The 26,943-nt window shown below is 42.0% G+C and carries 23 protein-coding genes and 1 tRNA gene; 4 read left to right on the top strand and 20 right to left on the bottom strand.

Annotated features, from left to right (window positions below; all coding sequences use genetic code 11):
- Positions 1–32: 32 nt before the first annotated feature.
- Both EZJ28_RS01130 and EZJ28_RS01125 read right to left on the bottom strand, forming a co-directional pair.
- Positions 33–2,102, bottom strand: coding sequence for a dihydrofolate reductase (locus EZJ28_RS01130; RefSeq protein WP_131394001.1), 2,070 nt, complete (start codon positions 2,100–2,102; stop codon positions 33–35).
- Between the two features lie 134 nt (positions 2,103–2,236).
- Entirely contained in the window at positions 2,237–3,628 is a 1,392-nt protein-coding gene (locus tag EZJ28_RS01125; protein WP_131393999.1) for a dipeptidase, read from the bottom strand.
- A gap of 313 nt (positions 3,629–3,941) precedes the next feature.
- On the opposite strand from EZJ28_RS01125, the gene EZJ28_RS01120 reads away from it, so the two are divergent.
- Positions 3,942–4,023 (top strand) — tRNA-Leu (locus EZJ28_RS01120).
- A gap of 268 nt (positions 4,024–4,291) precedes the next feature.
- Complete coding sequence (locus EZJ28_RS01115; protein ID WP_131393997.1) at positions 4,292–5,032, top strand: energy transducer TonB; 741 nt, start codon at positions 4,292–4,294, stop codon at positions 5,030–5,032.
- A 16-nt stretch (positions 5,033–5,048) separates the two neighbouring features.
- Here EZJ28_RS01115 and EZJ28_RS01110 read toward each other — a convergent pair whose 3' ends face one another.
- Positions 5,049–7,106, bottom strand: coding sequence for an ATP-binding protein (locus tag EZJ28_RS01110; RefSeq protein WP_131393995.1), 2,058 nt, complete (start codon positions 7,104–7,106; stop codon positions 5,049–5,051).
- Between the two features lie 272 nt (positions 7,107–7,378).
- Here EZJ28_RS01110 and EZJ28_RS01105 point away from each other — a divergent pair, with 272 nt between their 5' ends.
- Together EZJ28_RS01105 and EZJ28_RS01100 are read left to right on the top strand one after the other, a co-directional pair.
- Positions 7,379–8,992 (top strand): hypothetical protein, encoded by a 1,614-nt coding sequence (locus EZJ28_RS01105; protein WP_131393994.1) that lies wholly within the window; start codon positions 7,379–7,381, stop codon positions 8,990–8,992.
- Positions 8,993–9,108: 116 nt separating this feature from the next.
- Positions 9,109–10,737, top strand: a complete 1,629-nt coding sequence (locus EZJ28_RS01100; protein ID WP_131393992.1) for a sulfatase-like hydrolase/transferase — start codon at positions 9,109–9,111, stop codon at positions 10,735–10,737.
- 5 nt (positions 10,738–10,742) lie between these two features.
- Here EZJ28_RS01100 and EZJ28_RS01095 read toward each other — a convergent pair whose 3' ends face one another.
- The 17 genes from EZJ28_RS01095 to EZJ28_RS01015 all read right to left on the bottom strand — a co-directional run bounded on the left by EZJ28_RS01095 (position 10,743) and on the right by EZJ28_RS01015 (position 26,747).
- The gene (locus tag EZJ28_RS01095; RefSeq protein WP_242670044.1) at positions 10,743–11,948 is read right to left on the bottom strand and encodes an MFS transporter; all 1,206 of its coding nucleotides are present in this window, start codon (positions 11,946–11,948) and stop codon (positions 10,743–10,745) included.
- A gap of 123 nt (positions 11,949–12,071) precedes the next feature.
- Complete coding sequence (locus EZJ28_RS01090) at positions 12,072–12,701, bottom strand: trans-aconitate 2-methyltransferase (RefSeq protein ID WP_131393990.1); 630 nt, start codon at positions 12,699–12,701, stop codon at positions 12,072–12,074.
- A 134-nt stretch (positions 12,702–12,835) separates the two neighbouring features.
- Positions 12,836–13,474 carry a fasciclin domain-containing protein gene (locus tag EZJ28_RS01085; RefSeq protein ID WP_131393988.1) on the bottom strand — a complete coding sequence of 213 codons (639 nt, stop codon included), beginning with the start codon at positions 13,472–13,474 and terminating at the stop codon, positions 12,836–12,838.
- Between the two features lie 242 nt (positions 13,475–13,716).
- Positions 13,717–14,673: an MBL fold metallo-hydrolase gene (locus tag EZJ28_RS01080; protein WP_131393987.1), complete on the bottom strand. Its 957-nt coding sequence runs from the start codon at positions 14,671–14,673 to the stop codon at positions 13,717–13,719.
- A 12-nt stretch (positions 14,674–14,685) separates the two neighbouring features.
- Positions 14,686–15,405, bottom strand: coding sequence for a CPBP family intramembrane glutamic endopeptidase (locus EZJ28_RS01075; protein ID WP_131393985.1), 720 nt, complete (start codon positions 15,403–15,405; stop codon positions 14,686–14,688).
- Between the two features lie 141 nt (positions 15,406–15,546).
- Positions 15,547–15,726: a hypothetical protein gene (locus tag EZJ28_RS01070; protein WP_131393983.1), complete on the bottom strand. Its 180-nt coding sequence runs from the start codon at positions 15,724–15,726 to the stop codon at positions 15,547–15,549.
- 287 nt (positions 15,727–16,013) lie between these two features.
- Complete coding sequence (locus tag EZJ28_RS01065) at positions 16,014–17,462, bottom strand: aminotransferase class V-fold PLP-dependent enzyme (protein WP_207388419.1); 1,449 nt, start codon at positions 17,460–17,462, stop codon at positions 16,014–16,016.
- Between the two features lie 106 nt (positions 17,463–17,568).
- Entirely contained in the window at positions 17,569–18,885 is a 1,317-nt protein-coding gene (locus EZJ28_RS01060; protein WP_131393979.1) for a M20/M25/M40 family metallo-hydrolase, read from the bottom strand.
- Between the two features lie 135 nt (positions 18,886–19,020).
- Positions 19,021–19,452, bottom strand: coding sequence for a hypothetical protein (locus EZJ28_RS01055; RefSeq protein ID WP_131393977.1), 432 nt, complete (start codon positions 19,450–19,452; stop codon positions 19,021–19,023).
- A 102-nt stretch (positions 19,453–19,554) separates the two neighbouring features.
- Positions 19,555–20,181: a chloramphenicol acetyltransferase gene (locus tag EZJ28_RS01050; protein WP_131393975.1), complete on the bottom strand. Its 627-nt coding sequence runs from the start codon at positions 20,179–20,181 to the stop codon at positions 19,555–19,557.
- Positions 20,182–20,204: 23 nt separating this feature from the next.
- The gene (bla, locus tag EZJ28_RS01045) at positions 20,205–20,945 is read right to left on the bottom strand and encodes a subclass B1 metallo-beta-lactamase (protein ID WP_131393974.1); all 741 of its coding nucleotides are present in this window, start codon (positions 20,943–20,945) and stop codon (positions 20,205–20,207) included.
- A gap of 57 nt (positions 20,946–21,002) precedes the next feature.
- The gene (locus tag EZJ28_RS01040) at positions 21,003–21,404 is read right to left on the bottom strand and encodes a hypothetical protein (RefSeq protein WP_131393972.1); all 402 of its coding nucleotides are present in this window, start codon (positions 21,402–21,404) and stop codon (positions 21,003–21,005) included.
- A gap of 130 nt (positions 21,405–21,534) precedes the next feature.
- Complete coding sequence (locus EZJ28_RS01035) at positions 21,535–22,098, bottom strand: DUF4256 domain-containing protein (protein ID WP_131393970.1); 564 nt, start codon at positions 22,096–22,098, stop codon at positions 21,535–21,537.
- Between the two features lie 22 nt (positions 22,099–22,120).
- Positions 22,121–22,750, bottom strand: a complete 630-nt coding sequence (locus EZJ28_RS01030; protein WP_131393968.1) for an intradiol ring-cleavage dioxygenase — start codon at positions 22,748–22,750, stop codon at positions 22,121–22,123.
- A gap of 37 nt (positions 22,751–22,787) precedes the next feature.
- Entirely contained in the window at positions 22,788–23,939 is a 1,152-nt protein-coding gene (locus EZJ28_RS01025; RefSeq protein WP_131393966.1) for a porin, read from the bottom strand.
- Between the two features lie 281 nt (positions 23,940–24,220).
- The gene (locus EZJ28_RS01020; RefSeq protein ID WP_131393964.1) at positions 24,221–25,195 is read right to left on the bottom strand and encodes an alpha/beta fold hydrolase; all 975 of its coding nucleotides are present in this window, start codon (positions 25,193–25,195) and stop codon (positions 24,221–24,223) included.
- Positions 25,196–25,364: 169 nt separating this feature from the next.
- On the bottom strand, positions 25,365–26,747 hold the full coding sequence (locus tag EZJ28_RS01015) for a S41 family peptidase (protein WP_131393962.1): 1,383 nt from the start codon (positions 26,745–26,747) through the stop codon (positions 25,365–25,367).
- Between the last annotated feature and the right edge of the window lie 196 nt (positions 26,748–26,943).

Here is a 26,943-nt window from a genome sequence, read left to right as displayed (position 1 = left end):
TGCCGCGCTTTGGTGATTTTATAAGATAAGATTTACTGCACTTCAGCAGCTTCCATCTTTTCTTTAACTTCTGCCTTCTTTGTTAGATAGCTGTATTCTCTGGCATAATCCAGCATCTGCTCTTCAAATGATTCCGGCTGGGTCACTTTTATAGAAGTGATCTCTCCATTCTCATCAGACTCCGGAACAAGTACCGGATTGATGAATCCGCTATATGGAGCAGATTTAAAGGCTTCATTTCTTGCCAGCACCTCTTTATGTAACTCCTGGTCTACTTTCACTCCGTAATTCTCTACAAGGTTCTTTACCGCTTCGTAGTCACCTTCAGATTTTATCCTCTGGGTTTCTCTCAATAATTCTCCAAAGAGTTCTCTCAGCTTCTGGTAATCCTTGATATCGTAATAGGTCTTTCCGTCTTTCTGAACCTTCTCTATCACTCCTTCTTCCTTTCCTTTCTCGAAAACCCATGCACTAACCCACTGGCGGTTTCTCATATGAGCCTCTTCAATATCGGCTCCCTCTTCGATCCTTACCAGCTGGGTCATCAACCCGTTCCTGATATAATCGTTATAAGCTGCTTTCCCTAGCTTTTCAGCATCATCGGTAAGACCAAGTTCTTCAAGCTTTGGATCCATCAAGTAATAAAGCCCTACAAGATCGGCACGACCTTCCTCCAGGGTAGAAGCATAGCTCTTAAGGGTTTCCTTGGTAGTTCCAACTCCAGGATTCAACTGTCCTGAGGCATGCCCAACTACTTCGTGAAGAGCTGTATGAAGCTTATCAGCTTCCTTTCCATATTCCTTGGAAAGCGCGATCTCTTCCTCATCGTGAGCAAATTCCTTAAGTTTATCAGACCCGCCTGCATTCTCATAGGCATTGATGATATTGCCTAAAGAAACCGATTTACTTCCGTGGTTCTTTCTAATCCAGCTTGAATTGGGCAGGTTCACTCCAATAGGCGTGCTTGGAGAAGCATCCCCGGCCTCACCGGCCACGATCACAGTCTTATAAGTCACTCCTACTACAGAGTCCTTTTTGTGTTCATCCATGATTGGTGCATTATCCTCAAACCATTGTACGTTCTTTTCCAGAACGCTCATCTTTTCAGACATATCAAAATCCTTGATCTGAACAATGGTTTCATATGAGCCGGTATAGCCCATAGGATCGTTATACACTTCAATGAAGCTGTTGATATAATCTATATCTCCCTCGGTGGCTTCTACCCAGGCAACATTATAGTCATCCCAGGTCTGAAGGTCCCCGGTCTTATAATATTCGATTAGTAGACCAAGCGCGTTGGCCTGTTTTTCATTCTCTGCCACCCCTTTAGCTTTTTCAAGCCAGAAAATGATCCTGTCTATCGCTTCTCCATACAGTCCGCCGCTCTTATACACCTTTTCAACTAACTGGCCATTTTCCTTTACCAGTTTTGTGTTGATCCCAAAAGCAAGAGGCTTTTCCGGATTTGGAGATTTTTTGGCCGCATAGAATTTGGTCACTTCATCGGCAGTGATTCCTTCTCCATAGAAGTTCACAGCAGAACCTTCAACAAGACCTTTGGCTTCATCAAGGTTAACTTTCTTCATATCCTTATCGTTAAAGATAACTTCGTAAGGCTCCCCGCTTAATTCGGTACCGGTCGCTTCTAATAGACTGTTGAAATATTCTTTATCGAATTCAGGTTTCAGCTTATCGTTGGAATAATGATGATGGATCCCGTTGGAAAACCAAACCCTTTTAAGATAGGTTTCAAAAGCCTCCCAGTCTTCTGATGACTTATCGCCATCATAGTTGACGTAAATATTCTCAAGAGCCTGACGTATCTCAAGATTATGCTTGTAATTCTGATCCCAAATGATATCCCTCCCGGCAAGTCCGGCCTGGGTTAGATAGTAAACAAGGGTCTGTTTTTCAAGGCTAAGGTTTTCCCAGCCCGGGATCTGATAACGAAGTATCTTCAGATCTGCGAACTCATCTGCTTTGTATTCAAAGTTTTCGGAAGATGTAACTTCCTTTGGTTCCGCATCCTGCGAATCGTTATCACAGCTAATAAAGGTCATTGCCGAGGCCAGCAAGACCATACTTAATATTCTCTTCATGGTTTTAATATTTGTTGTTCAAAAATAAGAAAACAGAAAGTCAAATCTTAATAAATTCGACTCTCTGTTCTATACTTAATTACTTAAAATGAAACTTTTGGTTTCCTCTTATTTTCCTAAAATAATTACAGGGATTATTTTGTACTCATTTCGGTAAAATACTTGTAAAACCATGGAATGGTTTCGATCCCCTTCAGGTAATTCCAAACCCCGAAATTCTCGTTAGGAGAATGTATGGCATCGGTATCCAGACCAAAGCCCATTAATATGATCTTGCTTTCCAGTTCCTTCTCAAAAAGGGAAACTATCGGGATACTGCCTCCGCTCCTCTGAGGGATCGGGGTTTTACCAAATGTTTCCTCATAGGCCTTACTGGCAGCCTGATATCCAATGGTATCGATTGGGGTCACATAAGGATAACCTCCATGATGCGGTTTCACCTCTACCCTTACTCCTTTAGGAGCAAGGCTTTCGAAATGTTTTTTAAAGAGTTCTGTGATCTCTTTCCAGTCCTGGTCTGGCACCAGCCTCATAGAAATCTTCGCATAGGCTTTTGATGGCAAGACTGTTTTGGCTCCTTCGCCAATATAACCTCCCCACATTCCATTTACATCAAGAGTAGGCCTGATTGAACCTCTTTCAAGGGTTGAATAAGCTTTCTCCCCATACACATCATCAATATCAAGTTTTTCCTTGTATTCCTCAAGATCGAAAGGGGCTTCCGCCATTTTCTTTCTTTCCTCATCGCTAAGGTTTTCAACCTTATCGTAAAATCCGGGAATTGTGATATGGTTATTCTCATCGGTAAGTGAAGCGATCATTTTGCTTAACACATTCAACGGATTTGCCACCGCGCCCCCGTATAGACCTGAATGCAGATCCCTGTTCGCGCCGGTCACCTCAACTTCCACATAGGAAAGTCCGCGTAACCCGGTAGTGATAGAAGGTACATCTTTGGCGATCATCCCGGTATCCGAGATCAGGATCACATCATTTTTCAGCCGGTCCTTATATTCCTTTATAAACCATTCCAGGTGTTCGCTACCAACTTCCTCTTCACCCTCAATCATGAATTTCACATTACAGGGAAGTTCGTCATTTTTGGTCATGTACTCCAGGGCTTTCACATGCATGTACATCTGCCCCTTATCATCACAGGCACCCCTGGCAAAAATCGCCCCTTCAGGATGTATCCTGGTTTCTTTGATCACCGGTTCAAATGGCGGGGAATCCCAAAGATCAAGCGGATCTGGCGGCTGGACATCATAATGACCATAGACCAGAACGGTTGGAAGGTTCTTATCAATGATCTTTTCAGCATACACCACCGGGTGACCGGGAGTTGAACAAACCTCTGCGAGATCGCAGCCTGCGTCAAGCAGTCTATCTTTGACTACCTCAGCCGTCTTTAACATATCAGATTTGTAAGAAGAATCAGCGCTGATGGAGGGAATCTTCAGCAATTCCCTGAGCTCTGCTATAAAGCGCTCCTTATTATTTTCTAAATATTCTTTAATTGAATCCATGAATTTAATTTCAAGTTTGGGTAAAGTTACTAAGATAAGATGGGAATTCTATGCGCATAGATAAGAGCCATTCCTGAAATTTCAAATGGATATTGAATGAATCAAAATTTTATAAAAAAGTCATTCATTTGTGAATGACCTAAAAATCAATACACTGAAAATACCAGGGCGATAAAGAACATTTTTTTTCCGCATTTTTTTCAATATTTCTTACTAACACTATTTGATATTTAAAAACTATATTTATATTTGCACCCGCTTAAGTAATTAAGCAGGTATCACAATGAGTCCTAAGTGTTGTGAAACTTAAAATGCGGGCGTGGTGGAATTGGTAGACACGCTAGACTTAGGATCTAGTGCCGCAAGGTGTGAAGGTTCGAGTCCTTTCGCCCGCACTTAAAGTCCCTGATAAAATCAGGGACTTTTTTATTTCCCAAAATCGCATTTTCCATTGAAATTCTTTGATTCTATCTCTCGTTAGACGCTTAACATTTCATTGGTTTTGAAACATTCCTAATCCGGAACTTTATATTTCTAAATAATTCAAAATTTACCTGATAGATCTGTTTTTTCAGAGTTTTAATGACATCCGTCATGATTTTTCCTGAAAGGCTTTCTTAACTTCAAAGCGAAACCATGGGTTTTAGCCTTAAATCTGCCATTATGAGAGCTAAAAAGAACCCGAATGCCGATCTTAACAAATTCAGGCTCATTTTCCTTCAGTTAGGACTCATAATAAGCCTGGGGATAACCTATTTTGGGATCGAATGGTCTTTCCAGGAAGGTTCAGATCAGCTTAATGAAAAACTAAAGCTCAATATGATCGTGGATGAGCCACCTCCCGTGACCGAAATGAAACCCCAAACCGTCCCACCCCCACCACCTCCGCCAATCCCGGAAGTAATAGAGGTAATAGATGACCAACTGGATGTAGAGGAAACCCACATAGAATCTACAGAGACCAGCCTGGACGATCCTATGGAAAAAGTAATAAAGGTCGAAGCCATAGTAGAAGAAAAGATGGAAGAAAAAATAGAAGAAGTTCCATTTATACTTATCGCTGATGTACCCGTATATCCCGGTTGCGAGAATGAAGCAGATAACGCAAGCAAGAAGAAATGCATGTCGGCCATGATAGAGAAACTTGTTAAAGAAGAATTCAATTCCAACCTGGGTGCTGAACTTGGACTAGAGGGTATCAACCGAGTTATAGTGGTTTTCACTATAGACCATAAGGGCTATGTAACCAATATAAAAGTTCGGGGACCCCATAAGGCACTTGAAGAAGAAGCCATAAGGGTGGTTAGTCTAATTCCTCATATGACTCCGGGACATCAAAGGAACAGACCTGTGAATGTTACTTATACCCTGCCCATCGTATTTGAAGTACGACCAGGGATCTAAACTGATACGGCCCGGCCTATACTGAATTTTGATTAAGCCCCACTGGCAGGAATTTCTTCAGGATTTCAGCGAGTTTGCATTCGTCTATGGGCTTATTGATATATTCATTAAAACCTTCACTAAATACAGTTTCCTTTAAACCGTTATGAGCAAAAGCGGTCTGGGCTACAATAGGAATATCTTTATTAAAACTTCTTATCTCCCTTACCGCTTCAATCCCACTTTTTACAGGCATTTTCACATCCATAAGAATGAGACTTATCCTGTCATCATTTTTAGCGATCTCAATAGCCTCCTCTCCATTCCTGGCCCTCACAGCTTCAAGACCAAGTTTATTCAGGATCTTGGCAAGTAGAATATAACTGATATTGTCATCTTCAGCTACCAGAATACGTTTGTGTTCAAATTTTATTTTTGGAAGAGTTTTTTCCTTTTTCTTTTCAGAGGACACCAGATTATAAGGGATGGAAAAGAAAAAAGTACTCCCTTTTCCTATTTCCGTATCAACCCACAATTTCCCTCCCAGGAGATCCACATACTCCTTCACAATTGCCAGTCCAAGCCCTGAGCCTTCATACGGCCTGCTTATTTCCTGGTTTCCCTGTACGAAAGGATTGAAGATGGATTCCAGCCGCTCTTCCGGAATTCCTGTCCCTGAATCTTTTACATAAAAAACGAGATTTTCATTCTCTATATAATTCCCAAAGAAAACCCCACCCTTAAAAGTAAACTTAACCGCATTATTAATAAGGTTGGTAAGGATCCCATCCAGCATATTACGGTCGGTTTCAATTATAGCTTCCTGTCCTTTTACCTGTTTTTCTATCCCGATTTTTATATCCTTTTCTATAGCAAGCGTTTGAAAAAATTGCTGGTGATATTCCATAATTTCTTCGACATTTACTATTCCGAGACTGGTTCTAACCAATTGCGAGCGGATCTTGGAAAATTCCACGAGATTATTAATAGTGGTTAACAGCCTCCTACCACTTTTTCTCACTATACTAACATATTCCTTACGGGTTTCTCTGTCCAGGTCATCTTTATCTATCAGTTTCATGAAACCAAGTATCCCATTCATGGGAGTTCTTATTTCGTGTGACATATTTTGCAGGAATGCCGTCTTCAGTCTTTCACTCTCCTCAGCCTTTTCCTTGGCCAGAGTAAGTTCCCTGTTTCTCCGATATAGCTGTTTTGTTTTGAGCTTCACCTGGCGGCGCAGCATTATATTAAACACAAAAATTATAATAAAAACTACCAGGAAACCAATTATGATCCATTTTAAATATCCTGCCAGAGGATTGCCTAAATCGCGATTAAGCCATGTCTGGAGAATCATATAATATTCAGAACCTGAATCATTTCTTAAAGCTGAAAGATTCTTATCAAAAACATTCACAACATTTGTATCCATATTTTCCGAAAATGCCAGGTATAGGTTCGTAGGCCGTAAAACCACTCCCGTAGAAACTATCTCCTCATCATTGGAGTTGGAAAAATGAAAAAAACGATCGGCCAGCACGGCATCGATCTCTTCTTTAATAAGAGCTTCAATACTTGATGGATAATCAGCATAGGTAACCACGCTATAGTCTATAGAAAAATCTTTTCTTAACTCATTTTTTAAATAATATTCCTGGACAGAACCTTTTAACACCCCTATCCTTTTATCGTTCAGATCACGTACAGACCTGATATCTCCGGCCGGTATCGAGTATAATTCCAGCCAGGACTCAATAACGGGAACGGAATTAAACCTAATTAAGGAATCCCTTCTGGCGGAATAGGCAACATCCGGCAACAGGTCAATTTTTCCTTGTTCCAGGGAATCCAGTAACTGAGCCCAGGTATTGTGAACATACTCGACTTCAATATTTTCCTTATTAGCTATATGATCAATAAGGTCTATAAAGATTCCTTCCGGCTCACCTTTTTCATTGCTGAATATTTTAGGAGGATTCTCATAGACACCAACTTTTATCTTCGCAGATTGGTCCTGGGAATAGACATTTAAAAGGCCTATCAGATAGAAAAGGGAAAATTTAAGTAAAAGGAATCGTGATTTTACTAACATTAGTTTAATGGCATTAATTCATAGTAATCACATGCTAAAACGAAGACAAGCTTAATCCATAACAAGGCCTGTAAATATACCAATTATTTCCAGTCTCTAAATATCATCTTATTCAATATCAGTAACTAAAGAACAAAAACCGGGGTTTTTACCCCATCCTTATTTTTTATATGAACCTATAAATTTGATAGAACTACATATCTACGTTGCATTTTTTTCGCTCCGGTTTGCCATAAAAAAGAAATAACTAATCTTTTATAAACCACTCTGTGATGAAAAATTATAATCTCCAGCAGGTTTGCATTATGCTTTTCCTGCTTTTCTTCTTTTCCTGTAGCCGGGAAGAAAGTGAAACTACTATCCAACAAGAAGAACCCGTTCAGTTAAGGTTTAACACCGTGCTCCTGGATATGATGAACCGATCCAGCCAGAAACAGTCTATTTCAGATATTCCTAACTGTTCAGATGACACTCCGTTTTATGTTGAAATAATTATAATGCAGGGGGATACAGAAATGCTGGGAGATCCCACCACCCCATTTAGAGCTGATCTGGAACCGGGACAGCTATTCACTAAAGATATACCTCAACTAAAACTACCTCCGGGAACCTACGGCCTGGATCATTTTGCTGTTTATACCGAAGCTGGAGAACTGTTATGGCTGGCTCCACGAATAGATGGGGACATGGCCGCCTATTCTGATAGTCCTCTGCCTATGAGCATTGAATTAATGGCTGGAACCAAGCCTTATATGGATGTTCCGGTCTTATGCTACGACAACAGGGATGTTAACGAATATGGCTATCTTTTCTTTGAGCTGGATGCTATTCCTCTGTTTCAGTACTGTTTCTTCGCTAATTATTGTGATGATAATGGCAGGCATTACCCTGCAAGGTATGCTGTTGAAATAAGTATAGGTGATAATATACTGTATGAAGAAGAAATAAATGTTACCGGCACTAATGAAAATGGAGAATATTATGCCGATCCTCTATGTGTGGTTCTACCCCACCTGGAGATCTATGATGACGATGAAGAATATATAGATTACACCCTGACCCTGTTAGAATGGGAAGGAGTTTATAGCATAGAAGAACAGGTCGAGATAAGCGGAAGTCTTAGCCGGGAAGATATCGAAGACCAGTTTGAGGGTGACGAAAATGTGGAATATGAGCATGTCTTCTTCAATTGTGATGCAGGTGATTCAGAACCTCCCGAAGATCTTCCGGATATAGAGGAAGCAGTATTTTCAGATCCTACTAACATTACCAATCCGTATTATGGGCCACCAGCAGGTCATATCTATGAATATCAAGGCTACGAACTTGAAGATGGAGAACAGCCTGATGAACCTTCAGAAGTGATCTTTATAGAAAGAAAGACCGAAACTAAGGTTGTAATGGGAGTCACCACGATAATTCAGAGGAATTATGTGATGGAAGATGGAGTGATCATAGAAGATACCGATGACTGGCTTGCTCAGGATGATGACGGAAATCTCTGGTATTTCGGTGAAGACTCTAAAAATTATGATGAGGAAGGAAATTTCATCGATAATGAAGGTTCATGGGAAGCCGGAGTCGATGGAGCCTTACCTGGTTACTGGCTACCTGCAGATCCTTTTGTTGGTCAATTCTATTACCAGGAATGGTATGCGGGAGAGGCCGAGGATTTTGCTGAAGTGATCGCCATAGATGAAACAGTGATAACAGACCTTGGTACTTTTGAGAACGTACTGGTCACAAGGGATGTAAACCCCTTTGAAGAAGATGTATACGAACTGAAATACTATGCTCCAGGCATTGGATTGATACTCGAGGAAAAATATGAGGAAGATGAACTTGTGGAAGTGGTTTATCTTACCGGAATAATAGTCATAGATTAATTTTCAGTCTCATTTATAGGAACGGGTGGCACTGCTGAAGCGTCACCCGTTTGAGGTTTTCAGTCACTCCAGATAGCTGATTTTTCATATTTTTAAGTCTTAATTTTTGAAAAATTATGAAACCCCTGCACTATACATTATTTTTCCTGCTCTCCCTGTTTTTTTCCTTTAACGCCAAAAGTCAGAAGAACCCCGATAAATTACCGAATGTTGTCTTTATCCTGGCCGATGATGTGGGCTATGCCGACCTGGGAATAGATGGAGGAACTGTGCCCACTCCAAACATAGACAGTCTTGCCATGCAGGGAATGCGATTTACAGATGCACATTCTCCCGCCGCATTATGTGCTCCTTCACGTTTTAGTCTGCTTACCGGCAGTTATCCCTATCGCAACGGCCGTCCTGGCGGTTCATGGGATGTAAACAATAGTTCAGGCTTTAGTTTTAACGGAGACCGCACCAAAGCCGGAAGGCATATCACCGTAGGAGAGATCATGCAGAATGCAGGATATAAGACCGCCTTTTTCGGGAAGATGCACCTTGGTGGAAATGTATATAATGAGGAAGGTGAAGTGATACGCCGGAAGAATAATCTGAACACCATGGATTATAGCCGTGGCGTTGATGATGCCCTTAGCAATCACGGTTTCGATTACTGGCTGGGACTGTTAAGCGGAATTCAGCATGAACCTTATGCCTATTTTGAAAACGGGAAATACAGGCCGGTAGACCTAAGTAGCCCGGCAACCAACGAAAGTACTCGGTTACTTAAAAATGGATTTTACAGGGTTAGCGATAACGGACTTTCGGAAATAGTTGAGGCGGGAAATGTTCCTGCACGGGGCGATGTGAATTATGACTCCAGCCAGGCAGGGATCATACTAACCAATGGAGCGGTTGAATTCATTGATCACCATGTAAAGGAGCACGAGGATCAGGGAAAAGATCAGCCTTTTCTATTATACTTCGCTTCCCAGGCCATACATGTTCCCCATACTCCTCCTTTCGATTTTGACGGAGATCCTGAAACCATAGATGAACAGGTGTATGGAAAAACAGGCGCGGTTACTTCAGACATGCTGTATGAACTGGACCTGCAGGTGGGAAAGATCATAGAAAAACTGAGGGAGGAAGGTCTGCTTGAAAATACCCTCATCATTTTCACCAGTGATAATGGTGCACTCTGGCCGCGGGTAACCCATTACGGAGATCCCTCCCATGACAATAATGGCCCGCTTCGGGATTATAAAGCCTCTATTTATGAGGGCGGGCACCGGGTTCCCTTTATTGCCAAATGGGGAGACGGGACCGAGGTCGGCTCGGTCATAAAACCGGGAAGCGTCTCAGACCAGTTGATCGTAGGCCATGACTGGGTTGCCACCATGTATGAGCTTACCCGGCAGAACATGCAGGAAGACCAGGCAAAGGACAGCGCTTCATTATTACCAATCCTTACCGGGACGCAGCCCGAAAACGCACCCCTGCATGAATTTGTACTTTACCAGGCAGGATTTGCCCTGGACGGGGCCATTCGTGAAGGCGACCTGGTACTTATGGTGAATCGTAAGAACCAGGCCACAGAACTCTATGATCTTTCAACCGATCTGGGACAACAAAACAACCTTATAGACAAAGAGGAATATCAGGAAACTGTAAACCGTCTTAAAGCGAAATTCCTGAAATATAACGATCACAATGCTGAGACCATTGAGCCTCGAACTACCAGGGCTTACAAAGTGAAATAATCATATCAGACAGTCTGGACCTTACTTATTCTTTGTGCATTAAGAATGATAAGAGCAAGGACAGCTGCGGTGAATAAAAGTATGGTCTGGAACTCGATCCCCATATCCATCAGGGTTCCGAAGATCAACGGTCCAAGCGCGGTACTCATTACCATGAACATGGTGAACACACTGCGAATGGTTCCCAGTTTCTCAACACCAAAAACTTCAGCAAGAACTGCCGATTTTACGGTTCCTGCCATTCCCACACTTATTCCGGCCAGAATAAGAAAAGTGAGCGCACCAAAAATACTGTCGGAAACAGCAAAAGGAATAAGACCCAGAGCAAAAGGGATAAGGTATAACCTGAACATTTTTTTGCCAGAATACTTATCTACCAGTACTCCGCCAAGAATGGAAAAAACCACCCTTGTTATAGCATATGCGGTAAAAAAACCGGCATAAAGTGATACCGACCAGCCTTTATCTTCAACAACCACATACTGATAGAAAAACACCGCAGTAATGGTAAAGCTTAGCGCGAAACTCACCGGCATAAGAATAAAAAACACCTTCTTTTTCAGCAGGTCTTTATAGTCTTTCAAAAGAGAAAGTGCTGAAGGCTTTTTTACCAAGGCCAGATCCTTATCAAAGTATTCGAGATCCATAAAATAAAACCTCAGCAGATATAAAAATAAGAATGCCGCACTTGCCATTGCCGCGATTTCATAATCATACCAAAGGATTAGTGTGGAAATGAACAATGGAAAAACGGCCTCGCCCACAGCGTAACCAAGTGAAGCTATGCTAAGTGCCTTCCCCCGGTCCAGATCATAATGCCTGGACATGACCGTAAGACTAATATGGCTCATTAAACCCTGCCCGGTAAGCCTTAATCCTGTAAGTGCAATAATGAGTATGGCAATGCTAAGATGGGACATTCCCAGCAGCAAGGACGAAACGGCGAGACCTGCCAACGTAAGGGCGGTAACTCTTTTAACCGGTTTATGATCAACCATATGGCCCACGGAAAGCATTATCACCGATGCGGTTACTGTCGCTACCGCATAAATACTCCCAAAAAGGCCATTTGAAATAGAAAAAGTCTTGAGTATCTCAGGCACATAGATAGAAATAAGAAAGGTTTGTCCAAAACTGGATAGAAAAGTCAGCATCCAGCCAAAACCTACCTCCTTTCGGTTCTTTCTAAAAAAATTAAATAGTCCGGTCAAGGGAATTGGGATTTATTAGTTCTTATAATCAGTTAGATAACTTCTTCCTGCAAAAATATAATTACAAATTAGAACGACTCTTTATAAAGATCTTTTGTACGATCCACCCAAGCGAATAAAAGGTTATTTAGAAGCAATAAAAACCAGATCGTTTATATGAGATTGGTTATTAGAATTCGCAATCCTACATACTTTGGTTATCTCAAAATTATTGTTTCCCAAAGCTTCCCGCAGGTAGGAGGCTTCATGATAGTTTATATACAGCTTTTCATCATTTGAATCTGAACCTTCATATCCCGACCTGTTATGATCAGCCTCCATGGTACTTAAATAAATCACTCCACCGGGATTCAACAAGGCCGAAATATCATCTATGAGTTTCAGGGCTTCTTTCTTCGTTAAATACGGAAGACAAAAGCCACAGACCACCGCGTCATATTTATCCTCCAATCCTTCTATTTTTCGGCAATCCAAAACCCGGAATTCTGCCCGGGGGTTATTGTTACGGGCCAACTTTATCATCCTTTCCGCAATATCGATTCCCAGGATCTTCAGATCCGGCCGCTGAGTAATAAGGTAAGTGGTAAGGTTTCCGGGACCACATCCAATTTCGAGGATCCTGGTTTGCTTTTCATTTAAATTTTCGCAAAACAAATTGAGAGAATCATGATAGAGGCTAACATCCATATACTTATCCTGATACCCTTCAGCATATTTATTGAATATTCTCCTGGTGTTCTCCATTTCTTTCATTTGATACCGCTTACTAATATCAAGTTAAAAAGATATAGAATTTAATTTCTCAAAATCTGCAAAACCTCATAAAAAAAGACTATCCAAAAAGGATAGTCTTCCTGATAAAAATAAAATGAAAACAATAAAGGGTATTAATTTATAGGCAATAGCACTGCATCAATAACATGTATTATTCCATTAGAAGCTGAAACATCAGGCGCAATTATCTGGGCAGTACTACCTATGGCCATTATCTGCGCATTTGTATTGACCTGGAACTCTTCTCCAAGAAGGGTGGTGATATTCTTATAATTTCTTGGAGGTACCACGCTATTCGCAGCTCTTCTACCATCGGTTACATGGTAAAGCAGTACGTTCAACACAAGTTCTGCTGGAAGATCAGAGATCTCATCCACAACAGCCTCTTCAGTACTAAGTGCAGCGTACAGAGCCTCAAATGCATCATCGGTAGGTGCAAAAACGGTGTACTGATCATCATTACTACTGAAAAGATCTACGAGACCTGTACCAAGTTCGGTATCTACATAGACAAGAGCCGAAACCAACTCGTCAAAACCACCCTCGTCAGCGATCACAGCAATGGGTTCATCTCCTTTTTTAGGAGCCCGAGCTTTACCATCATCGTTCAGACCGGTATAAAGGTCTATCACTTCATAGATAGCGAGATCAGGACTATTAAGATCTGTGGCTACGGGATCATCCTTTTCACAGGCCGTAAAAACAGCTAAAGAAAGGATCAGTAAAACGGAATTTAAAATAAACTTCTTCATAACATTTTTATTTTCAATTGATTATGGCATAAAGATAAATATTATTTTCATTTTGTTTAATCTTTTAACTTTTTTTTTAAACAAAAAAAAGAAAAGGAGATGCATAAGCTTGTCAAACCCCGGCTATAGATTTGAATAAAAAATGGAAACTAAGCTTAACCAAAGAAGATAAATGAAAGAGTTGATCAGATCTGTTTAATCCTATACATTAACCGGATCATAGAAGGCTATACTCCTACCTGCTAAAGTCTAAATTCATCATAGATGCGCGCCACATTAAAGCCCTTCTCAAGTATTCTTGAATATTGCTCGCTGTTTACATCTAATGCAGGATTAGTATGATTCATATGTATAAAGTATATTTTCTTTTTTTCATCTGCAGAAAGATCTTTGAACAGCGACATGCTCTCAATAATAAAAGGATGGGGAATCTCGGAAATATCCCTGTTATTAATTTCGGCAGCATCGTAAAAGGTGGCATCCAGGAATGCATAATCTGCTTTCCCAATTTCAGCTTTAATATCCCTTTCCCATTTATGCCATTTGTTGATATCGGGAATGAATAAGGCTGTTTTGTTCGGTCCTGTGATCCTGTAACCTACCGTTTCAGAATATTCATCACGGTGGGGAACCTGTAGCGGTATCACCTTTAAATGTGAAGAAAGACTTATTTCCTCCTCTTTCCCTATGGGGGTAATCATGATATTTCCATTTGATACTAACTGATCCCAGGGGCCGTTATTTTCAAGAAAGCTTTTCATTTCCGGCATAGCGAAGACCTTTACTCCCTTTGCTCCCATAGCTTCCTTCCCCAAATACATAAGCCCCGTATAATGGCCAATATGCGCGTGAGTAAGAAAGATACCGTCCGGCACTTCCTGTTGAGGCGAGGTGCTCCTCTGTGCCAGTGCTTTCATTTGGAAGCTAATATCAGGTGTAGCTTCAAAAAGATATTTAGCGTCATTCAAAGCATCCACGACTCCCAGGGAAACCACCTTCCTGTTCCTATCAGGCTCTTCAAAAAGACCTGCACAACAGCTTTTGCTACAACCAATATGAGGCGAACCTCCATCCTGGACGGTTCCAAGAATAATTAAAGAAACATCAGCCCGGACCGAATCATTACGGCTATTCAAATTTTGAGAAGTAATTCCCTGTGATATGAATATTAAAAAAAAGAATAAGTTGAAGATCTTCATTAGATGTATTTTCTATTGTTGAATTTTAGGTACCGATACCTCCCTGTCCGAAAATATAGAATTGTCCTGAACTTTAGGCATCCAATATATTACGATTAAAAGAACTATTACCGGTACCAGCAAGAGGCCGATAAGCGAATACCAGTCACTTATAGCCTGACCACCTTCGGTTAGAATAAGGCCTTCCCCTAAGGGACCGTTGGAAAATATACTATTATAGAAAAAGTTCCACCCCAGATGAAGTCCCAGGGGCATGATGATGGATTCAGTCTTATAAAATGCAAGCGCCCAGGCATAACCCATGAGTCCGGTTCCTATAAAGATCACCAGCATCGGCATAAAATTCCCAAATATGCCGAAAGAAAACCAGTGATAAACACCAAATGCAATAGCAGATAACAGAAGGGCTCCTGAAGCCCCAAATTTTCTTATTAAAACAAACAGAATGGCACCCCGAAAGACCAATTCTTCTGTTAGGACAGATCTGAAATCCCACCAGAACATTTCCAAAAGCATAGGGAAAGCAGCAATATTTATTTTCCATTCAGCAGAACTTATCAATACTTCCATATACTGAACTCCGGCACATAACAAACCGGTTATGAGAAAACCCATTAAGAATTGTCCCGCTCTTATAAGAACAGGCAGAAAACCCAAAGCTAAGAGGCTCCTCCTTTCAAATACGTACAGGATTAACCAGGAAACCGCCAGGATTATTATAATACCTATCATACACTAAGTTATCCTTCGATAATTTTAAGGGACTATAAACATAGAAAAATTAGAGATTAGCTAAGAGGGTGGTCTGAAACGACCTCCTGGTGTTTGCATTCCAATTAAAAAGATCTTAACAGACTTTAAGATCTCTTATTTCTATTCCGCCGGAATTTTTCTGTTTCTTGATCTCACATGCAGCTTACCGGTAATTAACCAGCCTGCTCCAAGACCAATAAGCATCCCTGATAACATGTAGGCGCCAGTTTCATGAAAGAAAAATCCTGTGAAAATACCAGTGGCAATAATTCCCAACCCGATGATACGCACTTTGTTCATCTTTAAAAGATTTAGTGATCTCAGCTCACACGAATAGCGGAGTAGGGAACGCATGTAGGCCAAGATTAGATTTGGTAAGTAAACTTACATATTTTTTCAAACCCACGGTTTCTTTATTTTAAAATATTACATGAGAATTTCATATTAGAAAAATTGAGCTCCGTGTAACGGATCGTGTGTTGAATTTAGATCCTCCTGGCGACCTTAGCATTACAAATATTCTTTTATTTGAGATTTAGTTGATAGAAACCAGACCTGAAATGCCAGGTTTTCAAGATCAGGATTCATTATTTCTTCTTCTCTAAGCCCATAATTTTTTCTTGAAGGATTTGCAGTAAGAGTTCCACCTGGCTCAGGTGAGTGCGGTAAATAAGTATAGCCACCCTTATCCAGAACACACCCTTAATAGAAGTTGAGGAGAGGAATATCCTTCCATCATTTTTAAGTTCTTCCAGAAGTTCCTTATTAATCTCATTACTCCTGCTGCCATTTTCCGGGACATACCGAAACATGGTCACCGATAGTTCCGGTTCCGGCCCCACTTCAAAACCTTTTACTTTCTGTATCTCCTGATGAAAATAACGGGCCAGGTATACCTTCTCTTCCAAAGCAGCCCTGAAAGCTTTAAGTCCGAACAATTTAAGCGGAAGCCAGAGTCGCATTCCCCTGAAATGCTTGGTAAGTTCTGGCGAGATATCTGCCGGGGATAATTCTTCGTTTTCCGAGCGTGTATCCTGCATATAATCGGCCAGGTAATGATGAACCTCTAAAAGCGCCTTCTTATTCTTTACCAGTACTGCACCGGTCCCGAATGGCAGGAAAAGTGATTTATGCGGATCCAGGGTAATGGAATCTGCCCTCTCCACCCCTTCGAATTTATCCTGTAATTCCGGAACCAGTTTAAAGAATCCGCCATATGCCGCGTCAATATGCAGCCATAATCCATATTTTTCTGCAATATCGGCTATAGAATTAACCGGGTCCACGGCGCCGGTGTTGGTTGTCCCTATCGAAGTATTTATAAAGAAAGGAATTAGACCAGCCTCCTTATCACGGGCAATTTGCTTTTCAAGCTCTGCGGCTGAAAGCCTTAAATTCCCGTCCATAGGAATATATCTTAAATGAGCTTCAGCCATACCGGCAATTCTAATGGCCTTTTGAAGCGAATGATGAGCCTGTTCAGAAAGATAGATCACAGCATTTTCAAAATCCCTTGCCTTAAGCCCATGAGCTTCCCGGGCTGTCACTATAGCGATAAGGTTTGCAATAGAGCCTCCGGAGGTAAGATTCCCTGCTGATGTTTCAGGAAACCCCATAAGCCGACACATCCACCGTAAAAGCATATTTTCCAGGCGTACGGCTCCGGGAGCAGCAAAAAAAATACCGGCATATTTATTACTTACCGCTGCCATATAATCGCCCAGTGCCGAAGGGTAGAGCCCACCCCCGGGAATATATCCCAGATATCCCGCAGAAGCCGGATTGATTCCCACCCTGTCTATATTATCCTCCACGGCCTCTATGAGACTATCCAGTTCTGTTGGCTCTTCGGTAATATCAAAATCATATATACCTTTTCCTTTATCTGCGGAAGAATAATAGGCCTTATCCTTATCCAGACCGCTTCGGAAGGTTTCAGCATACTGCAAAACCCGTGAATTCCAGTTAGCTCTTTGCGCGGCAGAAGGGCTCAGAACCCCGGATAACTTTTCCAGTTCTTTTATCTTTTCGATCATTTTAATGGCTTCTGAAATTCAAAACAAGATGAGGTTTTTCAGGGACGATCTCCTTTTACAGCTTATTTACCGATATCTGTACATGGCAGATCCTCAGTTTTATTTCTTATTTTTCAAAACGGCTGTTTTTCGAGAGCCTGTACATAAGAATAGCAGCTCTTTTGGCCTGCCGGGAAACCATATTCAGGTTTCCGGTTTCATTCACCGTGTGATCATCGGCCCCGCTAAGTCCGAGTCCGTCTACCGCCATTTCAACATGCCCTGTAGTAAAGGAAATATCAGCTGCTCCTGCGTTTCTAGGGTTAACCGCATATACTTCACCAAACCCCAGGTCCTCACTTATTTCAGTATAATATTCGAGTAGTTGCTTATTGCCATCTGCAGGTGCAAGAGGAGGATATCCGCCATCATCAAAGCTAAGTTTTGCAGCGGTCTGGGGATAATTGTCTGCCACGATCTTATTCATAACAGTCTTTGCCCTGTCCAGCTGATCTAACGAAACTGCCCTTATATCTCCGCGTACTATCGCCTTTTGCGCGACCACATTGGTTTTCCCAAGAGCAGAACCACCGGTACCATCTTCTTTTGTATCCACCGAGGTTCCACCAAGAATGAAACCTGGATTGAAAGTAAGGTTCTCTTCTGAAGAGAGCTGAGTGTAGAATTCGTTCAGGATGCGCGAAGCTTCATAAATGGCTCCTGCTCCCACCTTTTCTGTAAAAACCTGCGATGAATGAGCCGCATTACCGCTCACTTCCAGTTTCCAGCTTGAAGAGCCCCTTCGGGAGATCACAATAGTCTCCGGATTCCCGTCCCCGTTCTCGAAGCCAAGGGCTACATCGGCCCATTTTGCCCCATCTACCAGATCTTTCTTGGAGAGCTCTATAGGATCCCCGCTTTTCTCTTCATCTCCGGTCATTACTATCTTCACTGACATCTCATCCAGAACCCCTGCTTCCTTAAGTGCACGCATGGCAAGTATGATCACCACATCACCGCCTTTCATATCGGCTACTCCGGGCGCCTTCATTATGGAATCATTTTCCATGCTTGAATCCTGGAAAGGACTATCCAGTTCAAAGACAGTATCCAGATGCCCGATTAGCAATAATCTTAAACCCGGTTTCCCTTCATGGGTTGCGATGAGATGCCCGGCACGGCCATATGCCTCTCCTGAAGTAAGTTCTGTTTTAAAGCCAAGTTTATCAAGTTCAGCCTGAAAAAGCCTGCCAACTTCCCGAACGCCTTCAAAGTTCATCGTACCACTATTGATATTCACAGCCTTTGTAAGCAGTTCGATAGATTCTTTGTTATGCTTATCGACCGACTTTACGATCTTTTTTTCAACTCTATTAAGCTGTGAAAAAGAAAGCAGGGGTAAACTAAAGATCAGAAGAAAAAGACAGGTTTTAAGTAATTTCATATTGATAGCTGAATTAAGGTACATTATTCCTTTTAAGCTTAATCGCAAAAAAAGGAAGGTTTTCAATTCCGATAAAAATACAAAAAAGCTAACGCCTAATTCCTAAAACCGATTTTCTGTCAGAATGATCTGTGCTTAAGCTCCATAAAGCAAGGCAAAGACAAATGGAAGTGTGATCATTGCCGAAATGATCGCGGGTTTATGCCAGCTTTTTTTCTCGTATGGAGTATCGCTGCCAATAGAACGGTTCCAGAAGAATTCATTAAGGATAACCGCTCCCAGGATATTCAGAGGAATTCCCAGGTTCATCTGCAACTGAACCGTAGTGAGTGTGATCGCGGTTCCCACGGTAAAAATGATCCCAAAGAAAAGCACTTCCCACCTGGCCTTGTTATCGTTCACCTGCTTAAGGTTGCTCATCAGGATTGCCGCTCCGAAAATGGTGGAAAATATGATCGAAAATGCATAGATCACCCGTTTGGAATAAAGTTTTGGCAAAGCTTCCGGTTTTTGCTTGTTCATTTCCGCTGAGCCACTTACCTGAGGATCATTATCTGTCATCTTCATTTAAAATTTTAATACGGAGTGCAAAAATAACCATTTTTACCGGCAACCAAATTAAGTTTTAAAGATATCCCGGGGTACATACCCTGATACGGATTCCAGATTTTATCCTGCCATCAGGCTTTGGAACTCTTCCATGAACCTGGCGATATGAATCCCATCTACGAGGCCGTGGTGTGCCTCTACAGAAACACCCATTTTGCGGGTTGCCCCATCAAGAAAAGACTTTCCGAAGGTGATCTTGGGAACACTTTCGCCGCTATTATGGTTCTTGGCATGGGAGACTCCCGTGATCCTGAACCAGGGTAATGTTGAATAGTGAACCACGTCAAGCCTTTCCGAATTTTCACCAACTCTTAAGCCGGTGGAGTTTTTAACCGCATCTATCTGAAGTTTCAGTTCATCACTGAATTCCTCAAAATTTTCAGAAAAATTCACATGAGAGAAGCCAAAGGTTCCATCTTCCCTGCCAATGGTAGTTGCCGCGTGTATCTCATCAAAGCTCATTACCTTTCCATCAACAAGACGAAGTTTTAATTCCGGCGTTCGGTTAACAGCCAGCAAAGACCTGTGCAAATACCAGGCGAAGAAGGAAAAGTTGTTCTTCCTTGCAAGTGCAAAGGCCTCTGTACAATCGACCTCGGTTACAATGCCAAAAAAAGGATTATCATATTTGGAAAAGAACTCAAAGTGTTCCTTCCTGTTCCAGTTCTTATAATCTATCTCTTTCATTTTAATTCAAATCCCGGTTTCGTTCAATTATTTTTAAACAATTCAATAGTATAATCCAGCAACTCTGCACCGCCTTCTTTTCCGTGACCGGGAAGTACCAGTTTAATATCAGGTAATACTTCCCTGATCTCTTTCACCGTGAGGGCCCACTGGTCAACATCGGCATCCTCAAGATTTCCTTTCCCCGCGTTCATCTGCTTGATGAGACAACCTCCGAACAACACTTTTTCTTCGGGAATATAGCCTACAACATTATCCCTGGTATGTCCCGTGCCGAAAAATATTGTTTGTGTTTCCTTATCGCCGACCTTTATGTTTAATCTTTTCCGAAAACTACTTTTCGGCAAGACCGCAGTCTTTTCCCTGGCAAGGGCAATCGTTCTTTTATGTGCATATGATCGAATCCCATGCTTGTGAAATTCCCCGATTCCACCCAGGCAATCCGCGTGAAAATGACTTATTACAACAGCTTTGATCCTTTTTTGCTGAATGTTTTCAATCCAGTTTATTAATTCTGCAGAAACCCCATCTGTAGTTGGTGTATCATATACTATAGCCTCATTCTCATCTATAAAGATCATCCCGTTACAGGCCACCTTACCATAGGCCTCAGTTTCCAGGTAAGAAACATGTTTGAAGACATTATCGCCTATCTTTTCAATTTTCAAAACATCAGAAGAATAGGATACAGCATCGGAATCCTGTGCTTTAGTTGCGCTGGTAAAAACAAACAGGCAAAAGACTAAAAAAATGTATTTTCTCATGAACATGAGGGAAGTATTTTTTGAAAGCTTTGAACAGCCCTCAAAATTGCATGGTATTTAAGAATTACTTGAAGTAAAGTCCTGCTTTTTTCTTTCATAGGTAAGTTCCCAGAGTCCGTACAAAAGTAGCCAAAGCGGTAAATATAAAACCCACCATCCGGAGGAAAGATCAAAATAGGCAATGCTCACGTAGATGATCCCCAGCGAGAAAACGATAGCGAAGACCCCGTTGTATATATGCAGAAAGGCCTTTGTTTCCTTTTTCATCAGCTTACTTATAACTATTACGAGCATGGAAATCACAAAGCCGAGTATAAAGATCCCTGCAAGAATAGATGCTACATCCAGGTCTTCATTTAAATAGTAAGTGATGGTACTCGCAAACAGCAGTATGAGGATTACACGGGTGATTACCCAGAAGGAATAGGTTGATTTAAAAATTTTATATAATAGCTCCATATTTTCTTAATTCCTGAAAAGGCAGAATTGATCTGACACCTCTTCCCTGGCTTACGGAACGTGAAATTAGTTATTTTCCTTTACTTCCTTACTCCTTTATGGCGCTAAAGTTAAGCTTTGGAGATGGAATTTAGATTCTCAATACGCCACGAAACCCCCTGGATGCGTAGTAAGATTGTGCTCCGTTATGATAGATAAATACCGTATTGTATCTGAAGTCTCCAAAGATGGCCCCACCAAGTTCCCTGATCTCTGAAGGGGTCTTAAGCCAGCTGGATGTCTTGCTGTCAAAATCGCCAAGCCGCTGCAATTCGCGATACTGTGCCTCTGTAAGCAGTTCTATTCCCATCTCGGTGGCCATATCTACCGCATTGTATTTGGGTCTATGTTGTTTCCTGGCTTCCCATGCCTCACGATCGTAGCAGGTACTCCTTCGCCCTTTAGGACTCTCGGGAGCACAATCATAGAAAATAAATTCGTCCGTATCTTCATCATGACCAAGCACATCGGGCTCGCCACCAGTTTTTTCCATCTCATTAAGAGACCAGAGTTTATCTGTATTCTCTTGCAGTTTGGTCTGCACCTCTGGCCATGAGATACCCAGATGGCGCTCCCTGTATTTTTCAAAACGGGCTTTCAGAAGCTCGATAAATTCCGCTGCCTGTTGGGCCGACAATTCCTTTTTACCTGGCATAATTATGATAAATCACCTTTTCCTATTCATAACCGGGTATATTCTTACCGAGTATAATATCCCGTTCTCCTACCCAGATATCACCCTGCTTTTCCAGGTTTAAAAGGCCTGAAGTACCTCCACGGGGAGATTCGGGATCGGTTTCATTCCTGGTGAGCAGGCTGTCGCCCTTAAAATGAACACTGCCCAGCCAGTAATATTTTCCGTCGGGCTCCAGGATGGTATAATGAACATGCGCAGGTTCCGATCGGCCGGGATAAGGTGCAGGCTTCAGGGTATAAAAAGTATAACGGCCATTTCTATCGGTCCTGGCCCAGCCCCTGATATAGCCATGTCTCCTGCCCCAGCCTTTTTCATCTCCACGGGTTGGGTATATTCCATCCTGATTGGTATGATAAATATATACCACAACATCCCTGGCCGGGGTCTTCCCATCATTCTGGTAAACCGTTCCCGATAATTTCATCCTTCTCCCCTCTTCCTCAAAATCGGGAAGGGTATCCACTGAAGTCAGTTTGGTCTCATATTCAAAAATGGCTTCACAACCTTCGCAAGGGCCACCAACAAGCCTGTGTTCTGAAGTCTGACCTTTACACCCCAGGATCATTACAGGCAGGAATAACAAGATGATTATTGAACAAGTACGTCTCATAATAATTGCTTTTTTTACCGTGATAGGGTCTATCCAATTACAACAACAATAGTGGAGCCATAAAGCCAAGCCTTACCTCATTTTTATTATAGCTGGAAGCTCCCAGTTCTATAGCGTAATCTGAATAATCATAATAACGGCCTATATAAGCCAGGTAAAAACGTACATCCAGATTTTTAAAGGGGCTGTAATAGAGCGTAGGGATCGCACCATAGCTGGTTCGCATATACTCCTTACTGGTTTTAATATTATCATAGGCACTACTCGTCATAAGGGTCAACAAACCTTTGAGCTTAGGACTGAACTGGTACTCTGCCCTTAACCAGTTTTCAATATACATTACATCTTCGGCTATCTCCTTATCGCTAATGAGATTGGTCACGATGCCTTTTGTATCCACCTCTTCATAACTGTAATGAAAGTCGTACATCAGGCTGAAGTCATTTGTCTGGTACTTATGCCCCAGGGTTAAAAAAGTGGTCCCCATTTTCCTTACTTCATACGAATGACTCAAGCTGTAGATCGTCTGGAATTTCCCGCCGAAAAAATTTCCCCTCCAGTTCCCCACAAAGGCCACCGGCCAGTCCGGTTCCTGGATATTTTCTGCAACTATATCACCGTAAAGATCGTCGTAATGCATGGTCCGCGAGTTCAGCACCTGTAACCCGAATTTATGATCCTCTGCGGCCTGCAAGGTAATTCCTGCACCTGTCACAAAAGCAAGAGCATTGCCGTAGATATCATTATATTCAAGGACGTCCATACCACTGAATTCATATTCAAAACCCCCATAGAAAGCAGTCATTTTTCCAAGAAGCAGGTTAATTGACGGACTCACCTTAACGTTAATATAGGCCAGCTCAATATCGCTGCCAAGCTGATCCAGCGTCTGCACATCACTGTTCTTATTAAAGCGGTTCCTGAATCTAAAATCCAGCCTTTCATGTATCTTCCCTGCTATTCCCAGGGCTGTAAAACCGTTCTCGAACTGTATCCCGTTATAATAGTTGTCCCCACCCCTGAAAGTGTATGCCTGGAAATCCATTCGCATATCAAAGGTGATATCTATATTCTTTAAAAGCTCTACCTTTTCTGCCGGGATGATGGGTTTTGCAAGGCTGTCTCGATCCTGTGAGAAAATGCACAGAGGAGTTAATAAAAGTATACTGATTAATAGAGATTTCATCATAATATAGCAGAGGTTTATGATTAAAATTAGTGAGGTAGCTCCGTTAAGAGCCACCCTGGATGCATTCAATAAGCATACTTGCTTTCTGAAGAATCCTTAGAAATTTAGTGAATTTTTATGGAAACGGGAGTATAAGCTTCAATATTAAGAGACCCTAATATGCTGACAGGCAACAAATAGCAACTCTGAAGCCCCCGTATGTTATCGGCGGGGAAATTAATGCAGATCTGTAAATTCCCAGCGTGCCGTCACTATTCGGTTTGGCCTCTTGTCACAGAACTCTAATCCCTTATTTTCTTAATAAAGGACCGCATGTATTCAATTCTCCATTTCAAATAATCCTGCAGACTGTCTTCATAGATGTCCATCTCAGAGACATGGACGGTTTGTAAATTATTTCCAAAAGCACGCCTCATTCCATTTTCGATAGCGGCAGACTTATCACAGCGTTTCACCGTTTGATGGAGTTCCTTTAATCGTAGGGTATCCTTCACCAATTCTTCCAGGTAGGCAATTTCTTCCTTACGATCCGGAGTGGACTCCGGGATCCATTTATTAAGCAATCCTGTTTCTATCAGACCAAGGTTTGGATTGGGCCAGTTGTATTTAGGGTCAATAAAGCGCAAAGCAGGGATATCTATCCGGTACTCCGGATCATTCAAAAAATGGGGTCGCCAGTATAAACGGGATAACATCACCAGTTTTTGTTTTTTCTTTTCAAAATCCGGTGCAAGAACACTCCAGTTTTCTACAAATTCAAGAACCGCCCGTTCATAGCAACCCGCTAACACAATGGGGTTTCCATCATAGATGAGTCCTGATACCCGCTCTGGATGATGCTCTGCGATCCACGTCATATCCTGGCTGGCGGCGGAACGACCATACATTACGGCTTTTTCGATTCCCAGGGCATCCATCAGGCGTAACAGGTCGGTTGATTGTGTGGCCACATCATAACCCCACCCGGTATCTGTGCTCTCTCCATAACCCCTCCTTATGGGAGCCAGCACACGAAAATCCTTAGCCAGTTCCTTGAAAATGGGATAATATGTTGTGTCGCGATAGCGGCCATCAAAATAATTATGAAAGTCCTGCATCCAGATCAGTGCCGGACCCTCTCCTCCAAAGTCCATATACTGCAGCTTTATATCTCCCAGATCGGCAATTTTACTCTTATAGTAAACACTACCCTGGCTAAAAATGGAAAGAGAAATTAATAACAGTATCCCTGATAGCAAGCTCTTTACTGCATTCATATTTATACATTTTTAGTATAGGACAATCTTCCGGATGAACTAAGTTACTGAGTAGGGGGTTCGAACTTAATGACCTGGACCGTGGCTTGTTAATTTAGGTATTTTATTTTATTCCCGTTGAAAGAGCCATGCCTGCCACATCAGGCCTTTTATAATTCTACCTGCAGGCTTAATTTTTCTCTTCAAGCCTCCTGAGCAGACCGTTAAGGATCTCATCATTTTCATCAAGCAGATGATCCCTGATGTGGATATCGGGAATCACTCCTTCCTGCTTTTCGCTCCCGTTCACCCGAACGATATATCCCTTAGAGATATGTACAGGTATACCCGTTTCGGGGAGTTCATACTGAAAAATAGAAGCATACAGGGATGGATAATCGCCGGTCTCTTCTCCCACTATAGTACCAAAACCATAATCCTGGATCTGTGCGGCAGTTACCGCAGACTGGGAATGTGACTGCCTGTTCACCAGCACATAAACATTTCCCTTAAATCTTTTTTCCGGAACCTGGGGCTCATAGGCATCAAAAACATAATCGTAGATCTCCCCGTTTTTATGGGTAAGAATACTCTGCCAGTAAGCAGTGGTCGTATCACTTTTCTTTCGCCCGTGCTCTTTAAGAATTTCACTGGTTTTGAGCGTAAACCTGGAATTCCATTTAAAGTCCTTATCTGCTATATAAGACACCATATAATCACTGAAAGCATCGTCTCCACCCGGATTGTTTCTAAGGTCTATGATAAGATCCCTGCTATTCCCGGCATTTATTTGTGTAAAAGCCGAATCGATGAACTTTTTATACCTGTTTTCATCTCCTCCAAATCCGCCGGGATTCAGGTAGGCCACAGCTCCCATGAATTCCAGCTTCATCTCAGGACTTATTATTTCCGTTCTTTTTGTCTCATAATCCTCAATCACATCTATGGCATCCAGGCTATATTTTCCGGCTGTCCCATTGGAAAGTATTTCAACCTGGAAATTATCCTGCTTTCCAAAGACCTGCCAGTAATACCTGGGAAATGAAAACAACTCGAGCTTGGCTTTTTTGAAATAGGGGCGTTCGGCAGAAATCTGAGGATAGATCTCTGAAAGGATCTCCTTAATGCTCCGCCCGTTAATGCTCAGTATCTCTGAACCTGCTTTGATGTTATCATTAGCAGACCAGTTCTTTCTTACCAGGGCCTTATCATCCTCCAGAGCGACCTCCAGGGGAAAGAGAGTTCCGCCTGCCTGCGCATAGGCAATATAGGACTGAACCGGGAAATCAACCGAGGTATGGCCATTATCCACCGCTGCGGCCAGTCGCTGGTACAGGCTGGTAGCTTCCAGTAAGCTTAAGGAGTCTTGATCCACAGAACTTCTGGCTGCCTCATAGGCCAGCTCAAACTCCTCTCTAGAAGTATAGGCGTATAGATCGTAATGAGCAGTTTCCAGTGCTTCCCTTAGGCTTTCCAGGTCGGCTAAAACCTCCTCTCTGGAGAATTCAGGTTCCTGGGCATAGAGATTAAGAACCAGAAAGTATAAGATAATGCTTAAGTAATTCGAATTCATTTTTCAGGTTTTTCAATCCAAAGACGAAGCGGAACACTAAGCGTTGCAGATATACTATTTTAATAACTACAACCTCATCGCTTAAACGTCTCAAAAGCAGCCTAAGTTACTTATTTTTTCCCTGAAGGCTGCACGGTGTTTAAACTATGCTTTGAAGCGCAACCAACCAGGCGAATATTATTTTACGATGTTCCTG

Origin of the sequence: Gramella sp. KN1008 (assembly GCF_004332155.1) — a bacterium.
In the GTDB taxonomy this organism is placed as follows: domain Bacteria; phylum Bacteroidota; class Bacteroidia; order Flavobacteriales; family Flavobacteriaceae; genus Christiangramia.
Note: the sequence above shows the minus strand (reverse complement) of the source record. Positions and strands in the feature narration are given on the sequence as shown.